The following is a 16,568-nucleotide window of genomic DNA, read 5'->3' as shown; positions in this document are numbered from 1 at the left end:
GTGGTGCCTCGAATGACGCCGATGCGGCTTTTGTGCACGACCACAACTCCAAGATCGACGGCGGCTGTCCACAGGGGCGGCTTTCCATGGGCAGCGGGCGGGAGAGTGCGGGGGTGTGGCGGTATGGGGAGTTGCTGGCGGGTGGGGTGAGCCGTGCGGCGGTACGGCACCAGGTGGAGGCGGGGCGGCTGGGGCGGTTGTCCCGGGGTGTCTACGGGTACGCGGACGACGAGACGAATCGGTTGCGCGCCCTGTTCCGGCGGTTGCCGCCGGGAACCGTCGCGGGGTTCCACACCGGCGCGCGACTGCACCGGTTCGGGGCGGTGACCGACGACCGGGTGCACGTGATCGTGCCGCCCGGTGTGAGCGCGCGGCGAATCCGGGGCGTGGCGACGCATCAGACGGTGCTGCCGGTGCCGGACGCGGTGGAGATCGCCGGCATCCCCTGCGCGCCGGCTGCCCGCTGCGCCGTGGATCTGGCCCGCGTGATCCGGCGGGCGGACGCGCTGCCGGTGCTGGATCTCTGCCTCCGTGCCGGCGCCTGCCGCCGCGAGGACCTGCTCACCGAAGTGGCGTGGCACGCCGGCCTGCGGGGAGTACGACAGGCGACCCAACTCGTCGCGCTCGCCGACCCGCGCTCGGAGTGCCGGCAGGAGAGCCAGCTGCGCCTGTTGCTGATCGACGGCGGGCTGCCTCCGCCGGAGCCCCAACTGTGGGTTCCCGACGAGGACGGAAACCTGATCTACCGCCTCGACCTAGGCTATCGCGACCGGCGCATCGGCTTGGAGTACGACGGCCGGTCCCACCTAGACCCCGGCCGGCTGCACCACGATCGATCCCGGCTCAACTGGCTGGCCGAGCACGGCTGGCGGATGCGGGTCTACACCGCCACCGATCTCTACCGCCGCCCCCGGCACATCGTCGCGTCGGTCCGGAGCATGCTCACCGCGCCCGCCTGAGCCGTGGTCACCCGGGCGTCAGGGGCGGGGGCGGTCGCGGTCCTTCGACGGCTGGACCCGCTTCGGCTCGCCGGGCATCTTCGGGTATTCCGGCGGGTACGGCATGTCGCCCAGCCCGTCCGCCGCGTCCCGCTCGGCCCACTCCAGCAGCGGCGTGATGTCCCACGGGGCGTCGTCGATGCCGGCGTGCGGGTCGCCGCGCTCGGCGAACCGGCCCGGCACCGTGCCCAGGTGGAAGTCGTCCGGGTCTACCTCTGGCAGTTCGTCCCAGTCGACGGGGGTGGAGACGGTGGCGCGCGCGTTGGCGCGCAGCGAGTACGCGCAGGCGATGGTGCGGTCCCGCGCCATCTGGTTGAAGTCGACGAAGACCCGTTCGCCCCGTTCCTCCTTCCACCAGGCGGTGGTGACCAGCTCGGGGCGGCGTCGTTCCAGCTCGCGGGCCAGCGCGATGGTGGCGCGGCGGACTTCCACGAACGTCCAGCGCGGCTGGATGCGCAGGTAGACGTGCACGCCCCGGCCACCGGAGGTCTTCGGCCAGCCGGGCACGCCCAGCTCGTCCAGCAGGCCGCGCAGCTCACCGGCGGCGGTCACCGCGTCGGCGAAGTCGGTGCCGGGCTGCGGGTCGAGGTCGACGCGCAGCTCGTCGGGGCGGTCGGTGTCGGCGGCGCGCACCGGCCACGGGTGGAACACGACGGTGCCCATCTGCGCCGCCCAGGCCACGTGCGCCAGGTCGGCGGGGCACAGCTCGTCGGCCGGGCGGCCGCTGGGGAAGGCGATGCGCGCGGTGCGGACCCACGGGGGTACGCCCCGCTGCGGCACCCGCTTCTGGAAGAACATCTCCCCCTCGATGCCGTCGGGGAAGCGCTGGAGCGTGGTCGGCCGGTCGCGCAGGGCGCGCATGATCCCGTCGCCGACGGCCAGGTAGTAGCGGAAGACGTCGGCCTTGGTGAAGCCCCGCTGGGGGAAGATCACCCGGTCGGGGCTGCTCAGCCGCACCGTGTGCCCGGCTACCTCGATCTCTTCGACCGTGCCCTTGCCCGCCATCACGCGACCATATGCGATGCCACCGACAGCCGACGTACCGTGAAGGGGTGAGTCTTTCCGACAACGAACTGCCCCGTACCGAGGACGAATGGCGCGTGCGGCTGAGCCCCGAGGAGTTCCGGGTGCTCCGCGAGGCCGGCACCGAGGCGCCCTGGACCGGTGAGTACGTCGACACCAAGACCCCCGGCGTCTACCACTGCCGGGCCTGCGGGCTGGAACTGTTCCGCAGCGAGGACAAGTTCGACTCGCACTGCGGGTGGCCGAGCTTCGACGACGCCATCCCGGGCGCGGTCAAGGAGATCCCGGACAACACGCTCGGGATGCGCCGCATCGAGATCCGCTGCGCGCGCTGCGACAGCCACCTCGGGCACGTCTTCGAGGGTGAGGGTTTCACCCCGAAGGACACCCGGCACTGCGTCAACTCGATCTCGGTGCGGCTGGAGCCCAGCGCCGGCTGACGGCGGCGTCACAGCCGCAGCAGGCCGCCGGCCTCGTCCACCCGGTCGGCGGCCTCGTCGTCCAGCCACACGCCGCCGGTGGCGAGGTAACGGAAGCGGTACTCCCCCGGCTTCAACCGGACCGTCACGGTACGGGTGCCGTCGCGGCGCGGCACCAGCTCGTGCCGGCCGGGCTCCCAGCCGTTGAAGCAGCCGACCACGCTCACCGTGCCGGGCGGGGTGTCCCGGGGCAGCGAGAACGTCACCCGGGTCTGGTTGCCGAAGAGCTTGTTGCGCTTGATCACGGATCCTCCGGGGATTTTCGGCGGTCACCGGAGTCAACGCTCGACACGCCGGGAGCGACTCGCCGTAGGGCCGGATCAGGTTCGCCGGTTCCGGTTGCTCGATGGTGTCGTCTGCGCGACTCTCGGATGACAGGTCCGTTTTCGGGGGGTTTCGCATGGCAACCTGCGAGGTTTGCGGTAACGACTACTGGATGGCGTTCGAGGTGCGCACGGTCGACGGGTCGCGGCACACGTTCGACTGCTTCGAGTGCGCGGTGCACAAGATGGCGCCGATCTGCGAGCACTGCCAGATCAAGATCGTCGGCCACGGCGTCGAGGTCTCCGGCCGATTCTTCTGCTGCGCCCACTGCGCCCGCGCCGTCGAGGGCGAGCAGGGCGCCGAGGTACGCGACGCGGTCGGCGCCCGCCCCGCCTGACGCGCGCGCCCCGGCCGTCCCGCACCCGGCCCGGCCGGACCTCGGGGCGCCGCCTAACCTGGGCCGATGCCCGTCGAGTCCCACCTGGCCGGTTTCGCCGACCTGGATGCCCGCACCTTCCACGACCTGCTCCGGCTACGCATCGACGTGTTCGTGGTCGAGCAGTCCTGCCCGTACCCGGAACTGGACGGCCGGGACGTCGAGCCCGGCACCCGCCACCTGTGGCTGACCAGCGACGGCGCCGTGGTCGCGTACCTGCGGATCCTGGCCGACCCCGGCGGCGTGGCGCGGATCGGGCGGGTGGTGGTGGCGTCGGCGGCCCGCGGCGCGGGCCTGGCCGGCGCGCTGATGGCCGAGGCCCTCGCGGTGGTGGGTGACCGGCCATGCGTGCTCGACGCGCAGACGCACCTCGTGGGCTTCTACGCGGGATTCGGTTTCACGGTCAGCGGTCCCGGTTACGTCGAGGACGGCATCCCGCACACCCCGATGCGCCGCGACCCAACTCATTGACGTTTGTCACTTTTTGTGGCAACGTGCGGGCGGAGCCGCCACGCGGGAGAGGGCAACTCCCGACAGTCCGGGCGTCGTGCACCGACACCCATCCCGGAGGCTTTCCATGTCCACTCCGTACCGCCGCCCGTTACCGCTCGCGGCGGCGATCCTCGGCGTCTGCGCGGTCGTCGCGGCGCTGCTCACCACCGCGTTCTCCGGCCCGGCCTCGGCGCACGGGTCGGTGGTCGACCCGGCCTCGCGCGCCTACAGCTGCTGGCAGCGCTGGGGCGGTGACTTCCAGAACCCGGCCATGGCCACCCAGGACCCGATGTGCTGGCAGGCGTGGCAGGCCGACCCGAACGCCATGTGGAACTGGAACGGCCTGTTCCGCGAGGGCGTGGCCGGCAACCACCAGGGCGCCATCCCGGACGGTCAGCTGTGCAGCGGCGGCCGCACCCAGAACGGCCGGTACAACGCGCTCGACACCGTCGGCGCGTGGAAGACCGTGCCGGTCACCAACAACTTCCGGGTCAAGTTCTTCGACCAGGCCAGCCACGGCGCCGACTACATCCGGGTGTACGTGACCAAGCAGGGTTTCAACGCGCTCACCTCGCCGCTGCGCTGGAGCGACCTGGAACTGGTCGGCCAGATCGGCAACACCCCGGCCAGCCAGTGGACGCGTGAGGTCGACGGCGTGTCCATCCAGATCCCGGCGAACGCGCCGGGCCGCACCGGCCGGCACATCGTCTACACCATCTGGCAGGCCAGCCACCTGGACCAGTCCTACTACCTGTGCAGTGACGTGGACTTCGGCGGGTCCGGCCCGACCACCCCGCCGCCCACCAGCACCCCGCCGACGAGCACCCCGCCCACCAGCCCGCCGCCGACGAGCACGCCGCCGACCAGCCCGCCGCCGACCACGCCGAACCCGGCCGGCGGCTGCACCGCGACGTACGCGATCACCGGTTCGTGGGGCGGCGGCTTCCAGGCCGACGTGAAGGTGACGAACAACAGCGGCTCGCCGATCCGCGGCTGGTCGGTGAGCTGGAACTACCAGAACGGCCAGCAGGTCAGCTCGGCGTGGAACGCCACTGTCACCACGAGCGGAACACTGGTGACGGCACGAAACGCCGCCTACAACGGCTCACTCGCGCCGGGTGCGAGCACCTCGTTCGGCTTCACCGGATCGGCCGGTGCGACGAACCCGGTGCCCAGCATCGTGTCCTGTACGACGACCGCCTGACGCCGGTCTTCCCGGTCGGGGCCCTGCTCGACACCCGCTGGGTGTTAAGCGGGGCCCCTTCCTCTACCGCAGGCGTTAAGAAGGTGCCCTTCCTTTCACACCAGGCAGTTGACGATGTCGGCCACCGAGCGGCGGCGGCCGGTGTAGAACGGGATCTCCTCCCGCACGTGCCGCCGGGCGCCGGAGGCGCGCAGGTCACGCATCAGGTCCACGATCCGGTGCAGCTCGTCGGCCTCGAACGCGAGCATCCACTCGTAGTCGCCGAGCGCGAACGACGCGACCGTGTTGGCCCGTACGTCCGGGTAGCCGCGGGCCATCTTGCCGTGCTCGGCCAGCAGCTCGCGCCGCTCCGCGTCGGGCAGCAGGTACCACTCGTACGAGCGCACGAACGGGTAGACGCACAGGTAGGGGCGCGGCTGCTCGTCGGCGAGGAACGCCGGGATGTGGCTCTTGTTGAACTCGGCCGGGCGGTGCAGCGCCATCTGCGACCAGACCGGGGTGAGCGCCCGGCCCAGCGTGGTGCGGCGGAACCGCAGGTACGCGTCCTGCAGCGCGTCGCTGGACGACGAGTGCCACCAGATCATCAGGTCGGCGTCGGCGCGCAGCCCGGCCACGTCGTACGTGCCCCGGACCGTGACGTCCTTGCCGGCCAGCTCGGTGAAGAGCGACTCGACCTCGTCGACGACGTTCTCCCGCAGCGACGGCAGCGGGCTGGTGGCCCGGTACACCGACCACATCGTGTAACGGATGGTCTCGTTGAGCTCCCGCAGCCGCGCCGCGTTGGTCTGCTCGGTCATGCTGCCGATCCTTCCAGTGCCGTGATGATCTCTTCGGCCGCCGTCTCGCCGGAGCGGACGCACACCGGGATGCCGACGCCGTCGTAGCCGGCCCCGGCCACGGCAAGCGTCGGGTACGCGGCGCGCAGCGCCGCCCGGACCGCCGTCACCCGGGCGGTGTGCCCGGGCGTGTACTGGGGCAGCGCGCCGCCCCACCGCTGCACGTGCCGGGCCACCGGCGTCGGCAGCGGCGCGCCGAGCACCGCCGACAGCTCCCGGTGCACCGCGTCGGCCAGGTCGTCGTCGGTGAGCTGCAGCGACGTCTCGTCGCCGTACCGGCCGACCGAGGCGCGCACCAGCGCCAGCCCGTCCGGCCGCCGCAGGTGCCCCCACTTGGTGGTGAAGAACGTGGACGCCTTGATCGTCAGCCCCTCACCGGCCGGCACCAGGAAGCCGGACAGCTCCGGCAGGGCCGGACCGGGCAGGGCCAGGGTGATCAGGGCGACGCTGGCGTAGTCGAGCGCGCCCACCGTGTCGGCCGCCTCGGGCGCGGCGGCGGCGAGCAGCCGGGCTGCCGGGCGGGCCGGCACCGCGAGCAGCACCGCGTCGGCCTCGACGTGCTCGGCGTCGCGGGTCGGCCCGACGGTGAGCCGCCATCCGGACGGGGTGCGGCGCAGCTCGCGTACCGCCGCGCCCCGCCGGATCGTCGCGCCGCTCGCCGTCGCCGCCGCCTCGACCAGCGTGCTCAGTCCACCGGCGAGGGTGCCGAAGACCGGGGCGCCGGGCGCGCGCGGCGCGGCGGCCTGCGCGGCGCGTACCGCGCCGACGAGCGTGTGCTCGGCGCGTGCCGCGCGGGCCAGCGCCGGCATCGTGGTGACCAGCGACAGGTCGTCGGCCCGCCCGGCGTACACGCCGCCGAGCATCGGATCGACCAGCCGCTCCACCACCGCGTCTCCGAGACGCTTGCGGACCAGCTCACCGACCGAGGTGTCCTCACCGTCGGCCAGCAACGGGTGGCCCGCGTCGCGGTCGGCGTCCGCGGCCGGCGGCGCGACCGCCGCCACCTTCTCCAGATCCCCGGGTACGCCGACGAGCGTCCCGCCCGGCACCGGGCGCAACGTGCCGTCGACGAGCAGGGCGGCCTGCCCGACGGTCGGGTGCACGATCGCCTCGGCCAGGCCGAGGCGCCGGGCCAGCGTCACCGCCGCCGACTCGCCACCGGCCGGGTCGCGCATCAGGAACGACTCCGCGCCGAACTCGACCAGCCCGCCTGCGAGCTCACCGGTGAACAGCTTGCCGCCGAGGCGGCCGGACTGCTCGTACACGGTGACCTCGGTGCCCTCGGGAGCGCTGTCGCGCAACCGGACGGCGGCGGCCAGCCCGGTGATCCCGCCACCGACGATCGCCACCCGCCACGGTCGCACCACTGTCGCCTCCTAGCGCTCCGGTCGCGTGGTCAGCTCGTGCACCAGCGCGACCACCCGGGTCAGCACCTCGGGGTCGGTCTCCGGCAGGACGCCGTGGCCGAGGTTGAACACGTGGCCGGGAGCGGCCCGGCCCTGCTCGACGATGCGCCGCACCTCGGTCTCCACCACCGGCCAGGGCGCGAGCAGCACGGTCGGGTCGAGGTTGCCCTGCACCGCCTTGTCCGGCCCGATCCGGCCGGTGGCGACGTCCAGCGGCGTACGCCAGTCCACGCCCACCACGTCGGCGCCGGCCTCACCCATCGCGCCGAGCAGCTCGCCGGTGCCCACCCCGAAGTGGATCCGCGGCACGCCGGAGTCAGCGAGCCCGCCCAGCACGTACGTCGAGTGCGGCAGCACGAAGCGGCGGTAGTCGGCCTCGGAGAGCGCGCCGGCCCACGAGTCGAACAGCTGCACCGCGGAGACCCCGGCGTCGATCTGCACCTGGAGGAACGCCAGCGTCACCTCGGCCAGCCGGGCGCACAGCGCGTGCCACAGGTCCGGGTCGCCGTACATCAGCGCCTTGGTCTTGGCGTGGGTACGCGACGGCCCGCCCTCGACCAGGTAGCTGGCGAGCGTGAACGGGGCGCCGGCGAAGCCGATCAGCGGGGTGTCACCCAGCTCGACGACGAGCTGGCGGACCGCCTCGTCCACGTACGACACCTCGTCGCGGCCGATCGGGGAGATCCGCTCGACGTCGGCGGCGGTACGGATCGGCTCGGCCACCACCGGGCCGGTGCCGGGCACGATGTCCAGGTCGATGCCGGCCGCGGCGACCGGCACCACGATGTCGCTGAACAGGATCGCCGCGTCCACGCCGTGCCGGCGCACCGGCTGGAGCGTGATCTCGGTGACCAGGTCCGGCCGGCGGCAGGACTCCAGCATCGGCACGTTCGCCCGGATCTCGCGGTACTCCGGCAGCGACCGGCCGGCCTGGCGCATGAACCAGACCGGCGTGTGCGGGCCCGGCTCGCGCCGGCAGGCGCGCACGAAGGGCGAGTCGGCCGGCCCGCCGCGGCGGGGTTCTCCGTCTCGGGCGGCAGTGCCCGTGGTGTCGGTGGTCATCGCGGCAATCGTGCCACGCCCCCGGCAGGCGCCCGCGCTCACCGTCCGCATTTGTGACGTAGAAGGAAGGGCCCCCGCTTAACGCCTCCGGTAGAGGAAGGGCCCCTTCTTAACCGTCGATCACCCGGCGCGCCGTCGCGCGCCGTACGGTGGGCGCGCATAGGCTGCCCGCATGGCCCCCCCGATCGCGCTCCCGGAAACGTTCGCTCGCGCGGTCGCGGGGCTGCGGTCGGTGACACCCCGCCCGGAGATCATCCTGGAGGAGGTCGGCGCGCCCCAGCGGCTGGCCCCGTTCGCGTTCGCGCTCTCCGCCGCCGTGATGCGCGACGACGACGAGGTGGCCACCGGCCGGCTGATCCTGCTGCACGACCCGGCCGGGCACGAGGCGTGGCAGGGCACGTTGCGGCTGGTCACGTACGTCACCGCCGAACTCGAGGTCGACCTGGCCAGCGACCCGCTGCTGCCGGGCGTCGGCTGGACCTGGCTGACCGACGCGCTGGACGCCCAGGGCGCCGGGCACCGGGCGATCGGCGGCACCGTCACCCAGACGCTCTCCACCCGGTTCGGCGAGCTGGCCGGGCCGCCCGCCGCCGGCGACATCGAGATCCGCGCCTCCTGGACGCCGCTGCGCGCCGATCTGGGTCCGCACCTGCTCGGCTGGTGCACGCTGCTGGCCTCCACGGCCGGCCTGCCGCCGCCCGGCGTCACCGCGCTGCCCCGGCGCTCCGCTGGCGCCGCCTGACCACACCCGGCCGGATACGCGAAGGCCGCCCCGGCGAACCGGGGCGGCCTTCGGCGAGTACAGGTCAGAGATAGTTCTCGGCCTCGTCGCAGACCTTGTCCAGACCCTTGTTCGCCGCCTCGAAGGCAGCCCGGTCGCCACGCGACGCGGCGGCGATGGCGGTGGTCAGCTTGTCCAGGCAGCTCGCGATGACCTTCTTCTGCCGGGCCTGCTCGTCCCGGTCGTTCTTGGTGCCGGTCAGGTCCTGCTGGGTGTCCGACAGCCGTTCCTGCACCGTCTTCAGCTCACCCTTGAGCTTCTCGATCTCCTGCTGGTTCGCCGAGATGGTGCCGTCGCGCTGGCTGACCAGCTGCCGGGACTTGTCCAGCTCGCCGTCCGTGGAGACGTACAGGAAGGTCATCACGCCACCGAAGACGAACAGCAACGCGGCGACGAGGCCGAGGACCAGCGGGGCCCACCTCCGGCCGCCGCCGGCGGGCGCGCCGCCGGCCGGTCCGTAGGGGCCGGGCGGCCCGGACATCGGCGGCGGGCCGTAGCCGGGGCCGGACACCGGTGGGGCGGACAGCGGCGGGGCCGACAGCGGCTGCGGGTAGCCGGGGCCGGAGACCGGCGGTACGGAGACCGGCGGCGCCGACATCGGCGGGGGCACCGGAGCGGCGCCCGGCGCGTAGCCCGGCTGACCCGGCGCGGCGGGCTGGTATCCGCCGTACCCGGGTGCGCCGTCGGGCGCGGTGGGCTGGTGCAGGGTCGGGGCGGGCTGGTTCGGGTCGTACTGCTGGGGCGCGGGCCGGCTGCCGTACACGTTGCCGTAGACCGTGCCCCCCGGCGCCGGGGGCGGGTTGTCGCCCCCGGCCGGTGGGTAGGACATGTCGTTCCTCCAGATGAGCTGGTCCCCCGCGGGGTGGCCCGATGGGCCGGGGTCGATGCGCTGCGGTCGCCCCACACCGGCGTGGGCGACCGGTCAGCAGAGGCGGAACCGGTCGCAGGCGGTCTTGATCGGCACCGCCAACCCGATGCCCTCGGCGTTGCGGGCCTTGGCCGTGGCGATGCCGACGACCTCCTTGGCGCCGTTGATCACCGGGCCGCCGGAGTTACCGGGGTTGATCGGCGCGTCGAACTGGATGACCGGGCCACCGCCGCGCTCGTCTTCGCGGAACGCGCTGACCACGCCCGTGGTGACGCTGTCCTGCAACCCGAGCGGCGCGCCGACCACGATGATCTGCTGGCCGGACCGCACCGGATCACTGGCCGCGACCAGACCGGCGAACTTGGCGGTGGTGCGCAACTGCGCCAGGTCCTTGTCCTTGTCGGTGGCGATGATCGTCGCCTCGAACCGCTGGTCCTTGCGCTCCAGGAACACCTTGCGCTCACCGGCGGTGAAGACCGACTCGACCACGTGGAAGTTCGTCAGCAGCGTGGTGCCGCCGCCGGACGGGGCCTTGCCGACGGCGAACGCCGTACCGGTGAACTGCCCGGCCCGCACCCGGAACACGCTCGGCAGCACCGCGCTGGCCACCGCCTCCGGGTTGAAGGCGGCTCCGGCCTGCTTCTCCAGGCTGCCGGCGCGCTGCTCCAGGCCGTCGAGCCGGCTGGCGTCCGCGCCCTGTCCCTCGGCCATCCGCTTGTCGGCGGCGGCGAGCCGGTCGTCGAGCCGGTAGATCTGGTACGCCTGCACGCCGCTGACCACCGCAAGCACGGCGGCCAGGGCCAGCGCCACCACCGCGAGCCGGCTGCGCCGGGGGGCGCGCTCCGGCGGGCCGAGCGGCGCGCCGAAGCCGGAGACCTGCTGACCCGGGTACGCCGCCGGCTGGCCGGGATAGGACGGCGCGGACACCGGCTGGCCCGGATAGGCGGGCGCGGAGACCGGCCGGCCCGGGTAGGACGAGCCGGAGCCGGACGGGGCGCCGGAGTGCCGGTCCGCGTACGGCGACGAGGCCTGGCCCGGGAACGACTGTGAACCGGGCGCCTGGCCCGGGTAGGCCGGGGCGGACTGGGCCGGTGCCGAGCCGTAGGAGGACTGCCCCGGCTGGGCCGGCGCGCCGCCGAACGACGACGGGCCCGGCTGGGACGGCGCGGCGCCGAACGACGACGGGCCCGGCTGGGACGGCGCGGCGCCGAACGACGGCTGGGACGGCGCGGGCGGGGTCGTGACACCCGACGACGCGGAGTAGGCGGCCGACGGCGACGCCCCGGCCGCGTCGGCGCGGCCCGGGTAACCGGCGGACGGCGGCGCGGTCGCCCGCGCCGGATGACCCGCGCCCGAGGACGGGGCCGGGTAACTTGTGCCCGACGAGGCGGGATAGCTGGTGCCCGAGGACCCGGGGTAGCTCGCGCCCGGCGACGCCGGGTAGCTCCCCCCGGACGATCCCGGGTAGCTCGCGCCCGGCGACGTGGCCGGGTAGCCCGTGCCCGGCGCCGCGTGGCCGGGGGTGCCGCTCCACGCCGGACCGCCACCGCCCGCTGCCGACCCGGGCACGGTCGACCCGGACAGTGGAGCCGGACCGCCGGGCGGGTCGAAGCGTGGCGGCAGGGGGCCCGGCCGATCGGCCGTCGGGTCACCGCCCTGCCCCGGCACGCCGTCGCCGGTTCCGTACCCGCCTGTCATGCTCGACCGTCCTCCCCGTCGGCTTCGCCGACGCCCCCGACCGCTGTCGCCCGGCCCTGTGCGCCGCTCGCGGCTCGATGGACCGTACCGGCGGAAACGGGCTTTGTCTCCCCCGCTGTCCGACCCTCTCACGGCCCCGCAACCCGGTTCGTTCCGGACACCTGACGGACACCGCGCCGACACGCGCCGGACCGGCTGCGCACACCGGATCGTCCGGCCTACTAGGGTTGTCAGGTGACCGACGAACCACCCCTGCGCCGTCGGGCCGCCGAAAGCCGTACGGGAGAGGTCTCCGCCGATCCGACGTCGGCCCTGCCGGAGCCGGCGGACGCGGGGACCGAGACCGAGCCGGGCGCGGCCGTCCCCCTGACCGCGCCGCGCGACGGCACGCCCGCCCCGGTGGCCACACCGGCCGAGTTGAACGAGGTCGTGGCCCGTTTCGCGGGCGGCACCGGCCCGGTGGCCCTGGACGCCGAACGCGCCTCCGGCTACCGCTACAGCCAGCGCGCCTACCTGGTGCAGTTGCGCCGCGTCGGCGCCGGCACCGCGCTCATCGACCCGCTGCCGCTGCCCGACCTGTCCGCCCTCGACGAGGCGATCGCCGAGACCGAGTGGGTGCTGCACGCGGCCAGCCAGGACCTCGCCTGCCTGGCCGAGCTGGGCCTGCGCCCGCGCCGGCTGTTCGACACCGAACTGGCCGCCCGGCTGGCGGGATTCGAGCGGGTCGGCCTGGCCGCGCTGACCGAACAGCTGCTCGGGTTCAGCCTGGAGAAGCACCACTCCGCCGCGGACTGGTCCAGCCGGCCGCTGCCGGAGTCCTGGCTGACGTACGCGGCGCTGGACGTCGAGCTGCTGGTGGACCTGCGCGACGCGCTGGACGAGGAGCTGGGGCGGCAGGGCAAGTCCGGCTGGGCGGCGGAGGAGTTCGACGCGCTGGTGCGCAACGGCGCCCGTCCGCCGCGCGTGCGCGCCGAGCCGTGGCGGCGCACGTCCGGCATCCACCGGGTACGCGGCGCGCGCGCCCAGGCCCGGGTGCGGTCCCTCTGGTACGCGCGGGACCAGATCGCCGCCCGCCGGGATGCCGCGCCGGGCCGGGTGCTGCCCGACTCGGCTATCGTGGCCGCCGCCGAGCTGGACCCGAAGGACGAGAAGACGCTGCTCACGCTCCCCGGTTTCGGTGGGCGCTCGGTGCGCCGGCTGGCACGTACCTGGCTGGCGGCGCTCGACGACGCGCGTCAGTTGCCGGACGACGCGCTGCCGGTGAGCCCGACGGTGGAAGGGCCGCCTCCGCCGCACCGCTGGGCCGAGCGTGACCCGGTGGCGGCCGGGCGGCTGGCCCGGGCCCGGGAGGTGGTGGTCGGCACCGCCGGGGCGCACCGGCTGCCGGCGGAGAACCTGATCGCGCCGGACTCGATCCGCCGGCTGGCGTGGCAGCCGCCGGAGGAGATCACCGACGACACCGTCGCGGAGGCGCTGCGCGCCTTCGGCGCCCGGGAGTGGCAGATCGGGCTGCTGCTGCCCGCTCTTACCGAGGCGCTGCGCACCCCCCAGCAGTAACGTCGGCGGCAGGTGTGAGGTGGGCCACGCGGGGGGTGGTGCCGCGTTTGGTTACTGGCGAGTAGCATCCGGGGAAATGCCCGTGCCGAGGGAGGCTCCAAGTGCCCCGTGAAGTCCGGGATGTCGTCTTCGTCGACGGCGTCCGTACCCCGTTCGGCAAGGCGGGTGGGATGTACGCCAACACCCGCGCCGACGATCTGGTGATCCGCTGCATCCGCGAGCTGATGCGCCGCAACCCGCAACTGCCGCCGGAGAAGGTGGAGGAGGTGGCGATCGCCGCCACCACCCAGATCGGTGACCAGGGCCTGACCATCGGCCGTACCGCCGCACTGCTGGCCGGCCTGCCCAAGACCGTGCCGGGCTTCGCCATCGACCGGATGTGCGCCGGCGCGATGACCGCCGTCACCACCGTGGCCAGCGGCATCGCCATGGGCGCGTACGACGTCGCGATCGCCGGCGGCGTCGAGCACATGGGCCGCCACCCGATGGGTGAGGGCGTCGACCCCAACCCGCGCATCGTCGCGGAGAAGCTCGTCGACCCGTCCGCCCTGGTGATGGGCTCCACCGCGGAGAACCTGCACGACCGGGTCCCGCACATCACCAAGGAGCGCACCGACGCGTTCGCGCTGGCGTCGCAGCAGAAGACCGCCAAGGCGTACGCCAACGGCAAGCTCCAGGGCGACCTGGTGCCGGTGGCGGTGCGCGACCCGGAGGCGGGCTGGGGCCTGGCCACCGTGGACGAGGCGCCCCGCGACACCTCGATGGAGAAGCTGGCCGGGCTGAAGACGCCGTTCCGGCCGCACGGCAAGGTCACCGCAGGCAACGCGGCCGGCCTGAACGACGGCGCCACCGCCGCGCTGCTGGTGGCCGAGGAGACCGCTCGTGAGCTCGGCCTGCCGGTCGGCATGCGCCTGGTGTCGTTCGGCTTCGTCGGCGTCGAGCCCGAGGTGATGGGCGTCGGCCCGATCCCGTCGACCGAGAAGGCGCTGCGCATCGCCGGCCTCAGCATCGACGACATCGGCCTGTTCGAGCTGAACGAGGCGTTCGCGGTGCAGGTGCTCGCCTTCCTCGACCACTTCGGCATCGCCGACGACGACCCGCGGGTCAACCCGTGGGGCGGCGCGATCGCCATCGGTCACCCGCTCGCGTCCTCCGGCGTCCGGCTGATGACCCAGCTCGCCCGCCAGTTCGCCGAGCACCCCGAGGTCCGCTACGGCCTCACCGCCATGTGCATCGGCATCGGCATGGGCGGCACCGTGATCTGGGAGAACCCGCACTGGGAGGGTGGAGACAAGTGAGCCTCGCCGCACCGAACGAGGTCGTCACCAAGGCGCTGCTGCGCCAGGTGGCCGTACCCGGGCTGGACCGGCCCGCCGCCCTCATCACGCTGGACAACGGCTTCGACCACACCAAGCCGAACACCTTCGGCCCGGCCGGTCTGACCAGCCTGGACGAGGCGATCACCGCCGCGCTGGCGGCGGAGCCGGCGTTCATCGCGGTCACCGGCAAGCCGTACATCTTCTGCGTGGGCGCGGACATCACCAGCCTGCCCGCCCTGGAGAACCGCGAGCAGGCGCTGGAGATCGGCCGGCTCGGCCACCGCGTCTTCGCCCGGCTCAAGGACAGCGCCGTCCCCACCTTCGCGTTCGTCAACGGCGCGGCGATGGGCGGCGGCCTGGAGCTGGCGCTGCACTGCCACTACCGGACGCTGTCGGCGGGCGCGGCGGCGCTGGCGCTGCCCGAGGTCTCGCTCGGCCTGATCCCCGGCTGGGGCGGTACGCAGCTGCTGCCGAACCTGATCGGCATCCCGGCCGCCACCCAGGTGATCATCCAGAACCCGCTGATGCAGAACAAGATGCTCAAGCCGAAGCAGGCGGCCGAGATGGGCATCGCGGACGTGCTGCTGGAGCCGGCCGACTTCCTGGAGCGGTCGCTGGAGTGGGCCGCCGGCGTGGTCCGGGGCGAGGTCGCCGTGACCCGCCCCGAGGTCGACAAGGACATGTGGGCGGGCGTGCTCTACTTCGCCCGGCAGACCCTCGACCAGCGGCTGCACGGCGCGGTCCCGTCCGCGTACAAGGCGCTGGACCTGCTGGAGACGGCGAAGGACGCCGACTTCGCCACCGGCACCGCGGCGGAGGACGACGCCCTCGCGGACCTGGTCTTCTCCGAGGAGCTGCGCAGCGGCCTGTACGCCTTCGACCTGGTGCAGCGGCGGGCCAAGCGCCCGGCCGGCGCGCCGGACAAGGGCCTGGCCCGCCCGGTCACCAAGGTCGGCATCGTCGGCGCCGGCCTGATGGCCAGCCAGCTCGCGCTGCTGTTCGCCCGGCGGCTGCAGGTGCCGGTCGTGATGACCGACCTGGACCAGTCGCGGGTGGACAAGGGTGTCGGCTATGTGCACACCCAGATCGAGAAGGCCGTTAGCAAGGGCCGGATGGACAAGGGCACCGCGGCCAAGCTGTACGGCCTGGTCAGCGGCTCGGTCGACAAGTCCGTCTTCGCCGACGCCGACTTCGTCATCGAGGCCGTGTTCGAGGACCTGGGCGTCAAGAAGCAGGTCTGGGCCGAGCTGGAGAAGATCGTCAAGCCGGAGGCGGTGCTCGCCACCAACACCAGCTCGCTGTCCATCACCGAGATGGCCGCCGACCTGGAGCACCCGGAGCGGGTGGTCGGCTTCCACTTCTTCAACCCGGTCGCGGTGCTGCCGCTGCTGGAGATCGTCCGCGGCGAGCGGACCGACGACGCCACGCTGGCCACCGCGTTCGCTGTCGGCAAGCAGCTCAAGAAGTCGTCGGTGCTGGTCAAGGACGCCCCGGCGTTCGTGGTGAACCGGCTGCTGACCCGCTTCCTCGGCACCGTGTTCGCGGCCGTCGACGCCGGCACCCCGCTGGACGTGGCGAACAGCGCGCTGGACCCGCTGGGCCTGCCGATGCGTCCGCTGGCGCTGCTGCAGCTCGTCGGGCCGGCCGTGGCGTACCACGTCGGCGGCACCCTGCACGAGGCGTTCCCGGACCGGTTCGGCGTCAGCGAAAACCTCAAGCGGATCGCCGACTCGGGCCAGCCGATCGTGGTCGACGACCAGATCAACGACGAGGTGGCGAAGCTGCTGGTGGTCGGCGACGAGCCGCTCACCGCCGAGCAGGTGCGGCAGAACGCGCTGGACGCGCTGGCGCAGGAGATCCGGCTCATGCTCGACGAGGGCGTCGTCGCCGAGGCGCAGGACATCGACCTGTGCATGATCCTCGGCGCCGGCTGGCCGTTCCACCTGGGCGGCGTGACGCCGTACCTGGACCGGACCGGCACCTCCGAGCGGGTGACCGGCAAGCGGTTCCTGCCGCGCGGCGTGGCCAGCCTGCGCTGACCGATACCGCATCGATCGCGGTGGTCGGGCTGTCCGAGACGGACGCCCGGCCACCGCGATCGGCGTTTCGCGGGCAGGTCACGGGTCGGATGCGGTTTCGTCCCAC

16 protein-coding genes are annotated in these 16,568 nt (G+C 73.5%); 9 read left to right on the top strand and 7 right to left on the bottom strand.

Features of this window, described 5'->3' with window-relative positions:
- Positions 1–113 precede the first annotated feature (113 nt).
- Positions 114–959 carry a hypothetical protein gene (locus tag A4R25_RS15745; protein ID WP_082931033.1) on the top strand — a complete coding sequence of 282 codons (846 nt, stop codon included), beginning with the start codon at positions 114–116 and terminating at the stop codon, positions 957–959.
- Positions 960–977: 18 nt separating this feature from the next.
- Here A4R25_RS15745 and ligD read toward each other — a convergent pair whose 3' ends face one another.
- Positions 978–2,003 (bottom strand): non-homologous end-joining DNA ligase, encoded by a 1,026-nt coding sequence (ligD, locus tag A4R25_RS15740; protein ID WP_064447165.1) that lies wholly within the window; start codon positions 2,001–2,003, stop codon positions 978–980.
- 47 nt (positions 2,004–2,050) lie between these two features.
- On the opposite strand from ligD, the gene msrB reads away from it, so the two are divergent.
- Positions 2,051–2,461, top strand: coding sequence for a peptide-methionine (R)-S-oxide reductase MsrB (gene msrB / locus A4R25_RS15735; RefSeq protein ID WP_030503019.1), 411 nt, complete (start codon positions 2,051–2,053; stop codon positions 2,459–2,461).
- An 8-nt stretch (positions 2,462–2,469) separates the two neighbouring features.
- On the opposite strand, the gene A4R25_RS15730 is transcribed toward msrB, so the two are convergent.
- Positions 2,470–2,745 carry an isoamylase early set domain-containing protein gene (locus A4R25_RS15730; protein ID WP_043325634.1) on the bottom strand — a complete coding sequence of 92 codons (276 nt, stop codon included), beginning with the start codon at positions 2,743–2,745 and terminating at the stop codon, positions 2,470–2,472.
- A gap of 155 nt (positions 2,746–2,900) precedes the next feature.
- Between A4R25_RS15730 and A4R25_RS15725 the strand changes: the two genes are divergently transcribed.
- The 3 genes from A4R25_RS15725 (at position 2,901) to A4R25_RS15715 (ending at position 4,896) form a co-directional block, all read left to right on the top strand.
- Positions 2,901–3,161 (top strand): hypothetical protein, encoded by a 261-nt coding sequence (locus tag A4R25_RS15725; protein WP_030503017.1) that lies wholly within the window; start codon positions 2,901–2,903, stop codon positions 3,159–3,161.
- Between the two features lie 66 nt (positions 3,162–3,227).
- Complete coding sequence (locus A4R25_RS15720; RefSeq protein ID WP_064447164.1) at positions 3,228–3,671, top strand: GNAT family N-acetyltransferase; 444 nt, start codon at positions 3,228–3,230, stop codon at positions 3,669–3,671.
- Between the two features lie 106 nt (positions 3,672–3,777).
- On the top strand, positions 3,778–4,896 hold the full coding sequence (locus tag A4R25_RS15715) for a lytic polysaccharide monooxygenase (RefSeq protein ID WP_064447163.1): 1,119 nt from the start codon (positions 3,778–3,780) through the stop codon (positions 4,894–4,896).
- Positions 4,897–4,991: 95 nt separating this feature from the next.
- Here A4R25_RS15715 and hemQ read toward each other — a convergent pair whose 3' ends face one another.
- From hemQ to hemE, 3 genes are read right to left on the bottom strand one after another with little or no spacing between them, the layout of a single operon-like run.
- On the bottom strand, positions 4,992–5,693 hold the full coding sequence (gene hemQ / locus A4R25_RS15710) for a hydrogen peroxide-dependent heme synthase (protein WP_043325639.1): 702 nt from the start codon (positions 5,691–5,693) through the stop codon (positions 4,992–4,994).
- Positions 5,690–7,099: a protoporphyrinogen oxidase gene (gene hemG, locus A4R25_RS15705; RefSeq protein ID WP_064447162.1), complete on the bottom strand. Its 1,410-nt coding sequence runs from the start codon at positions 7,097–7,099 to the stop codon at positions 5,690–5,692. Before hemG ends, hemQ begins: the two co-directional genes overlap by 4 nt.
- Before the next feature lie 9 nt (positions 7,100–7,108).
- Positions 7,109–8,200 (bottom strand): uroporphyrinogen decarboxylase, encoded by a 1,092-nt coding sequence (hemE, locus tag A4R25_RS15700; RefSeq protein ID WP_197494910.1) that lies wholly within the window; start codon positions 8,198–8,200, stop codon positions 7,109–7,111.
- 172 nt (positions 8,201–8,372) lie between these two features.
- On the opposite strand from hemE, the gene A4R25_RS15695 reads away from it, so the two are divergent.
- On the top strand, positions 8,373–8,942 hold the full coding sequence (locus A4R25_RS15695) for a DUF3000 domain-containing protein (protein WP_043325643.1): 570 nt from the start codon (positions 8,373–8,375) through the stop codon (positions 8,940–8,942).
- 64 nt (positions 8,943–9,006) lie between these two features.
- Here A4R25_RS15695 and A4R25_RS15690 read toward each other — a convergent pair whose 3' ends face one another.
- Both A4R25_RS15690 and A4R25_RS32235 read right to left on the bottom strand, forming a co-directional pair.
- Positions 9,007–9,810: a hypothetical protein gene (locus A4R25_RS15690; protein WP_064447160.1), complete on the bottom strand. Its 804-nt coding sequence runs from the start codon at positions 9,808–9,810 to the stop codon at positions 9,007–9,009.
- 93 nt (positions 9,811–9,903) lie between these two features.
- A complete protein-coding gene (locus tag A4R25_RS32235; protein ID WP_064447159.1) occupies positions 9,904–11,547 on the bottom strand; it encodes a trypsin-like peptidase domain-containing protein in 1,644 nt (547 codons plus the stop codon).
- A gap of 234 nt (positions 11,548–11,781) precedes the next feature.
- Here A4R25_RS32235 and A4R25_RS15680 point away from each other — a divergent pair, with 234 nt between their 5' ends.
- From A4R25_RS15680 to A4R25_RS15670, 3 genes are all read left to right on the top strand, one after another.
- Positions 11,782–13,104 carry a ribonuclease D gene (locus A4R25_RS15680; protein ID WP_064447158.1) on the top strand — a complete coding sequence of 441 codons (1,323 nt, stop codon included), beginning with the start codon at positions 11,782–11,784 and terminating at the stop codon, positions 13,102–13,104.
- A 101-nt stretch (positions 13,105–13,205) separates the two neighbouring features.
- Positions 13,206–14,402: a thiolase family protein gene (locus A4R25_RS15675; protein ID WP_064447157.1), complete on the top strand. Its 1,197-nt coding sequence runs from the start codon at positions 13,206–13,208 to the stop codon at positions 14,400–14,402.
- The gene (locus A4R25_RS15670) at positions 14,399–16,462 is read left to right on the top strand and encodes a 3-hydroxyacyl-CoA dehydrogenase NAD-binding domain-containing protein (protein ID WP_064447156.1); all 2,064 of its coding nucleotides are present in this window, start codon (positions 14,399–14,401) and stop codon (positions 16,460–16,462) included. Before A4R25_RS15675 ends, A4R25_RS15670 begins: the two co-directional genes overlap by 4 nt.
- The last annotated feature ends 106 nt before the right edge of the window (positions 16,463–16,568 follow it).

The sequence above is a fragment of the Micromonospora sp. NBRC 110037 genome, from assembly GCF_001652995.1.
Taxonomy (GTDB): Bacteria; Actinomycetota; Actinomycetes; order Mycobacteriales; family Micromonosporaceae; genus Micromonospora; species Micromonospora chalcea.
Note: the sequence above shows the minus strand (reverse complement) of the source record. Positions and strands in the feature narration are given on the sequence as shown.

Bases quoted from the DNA above. Each gene is read 5' to 3' on its own strand.
- ligD (WP_064447165.1), bottom strand. From the start codon at position 2,003: ATGGCGGGCAAGGGCACGGTCGAAGAGATCGAGGTAGCCGGGCACACG.
- A4R25_RS15725 (WP_030503017.1), top strand. From the start codon at position 2,901: ATGGCAACCTGCGAGGTTTGCGGTAACGACTACTGGATGGCGTTCGAG.
- A4R25_RS15720 (WP_064447164.1), top strand. From the start codon at position 3,228: ATGCCCGTCGAGTCCCACCTGGCCGGTTTCGCCGACCTGGATGCCCGC.
- A4R25_RS15715 (WP_064447163.1), top strand. From the start codon at position 3,778: ATGTCCACTCCGTACCGCCGCCCGTTACCGCTCGCGGCGGCGATCCTC.
- hemQ (WP_043325639.1), bottom strand. From the start codon at position 5,693: ATGACCGAGCAGACCAACGCGGCGCGGCTGCGGGAGCTCAACGAGACC.
- hemE (WP_197494910.1), bottom strand. From the start codon at position 8,200: ATGACCACCGACACCACGGGCACTGCCGCCCGAGACGGAGAACCCCGC.
- A4R25_RS15695 (WP_043325643.1), top strand. From the start codon at position 8,373: ATGGCCCCCCCGATCGCGCTCCCGGAAACGTTCGCTCGCGCGGTCGCG.
- A4R25_RS15690 (WP_064447160.1), bottom strand. From the start codon at position 9,810: ATGTCCTACCCACCGGCCGGGGGCGACAACCCGCCCCCGGCGCCGGGG.
- A4R25_RS32235 (WP_064447159.1), bottom strand. From the start codon at position 11,547: ATGACAGGCGGGTACGGAACCGGCGACGGCGTGCCGGGGCAGGGCGGT.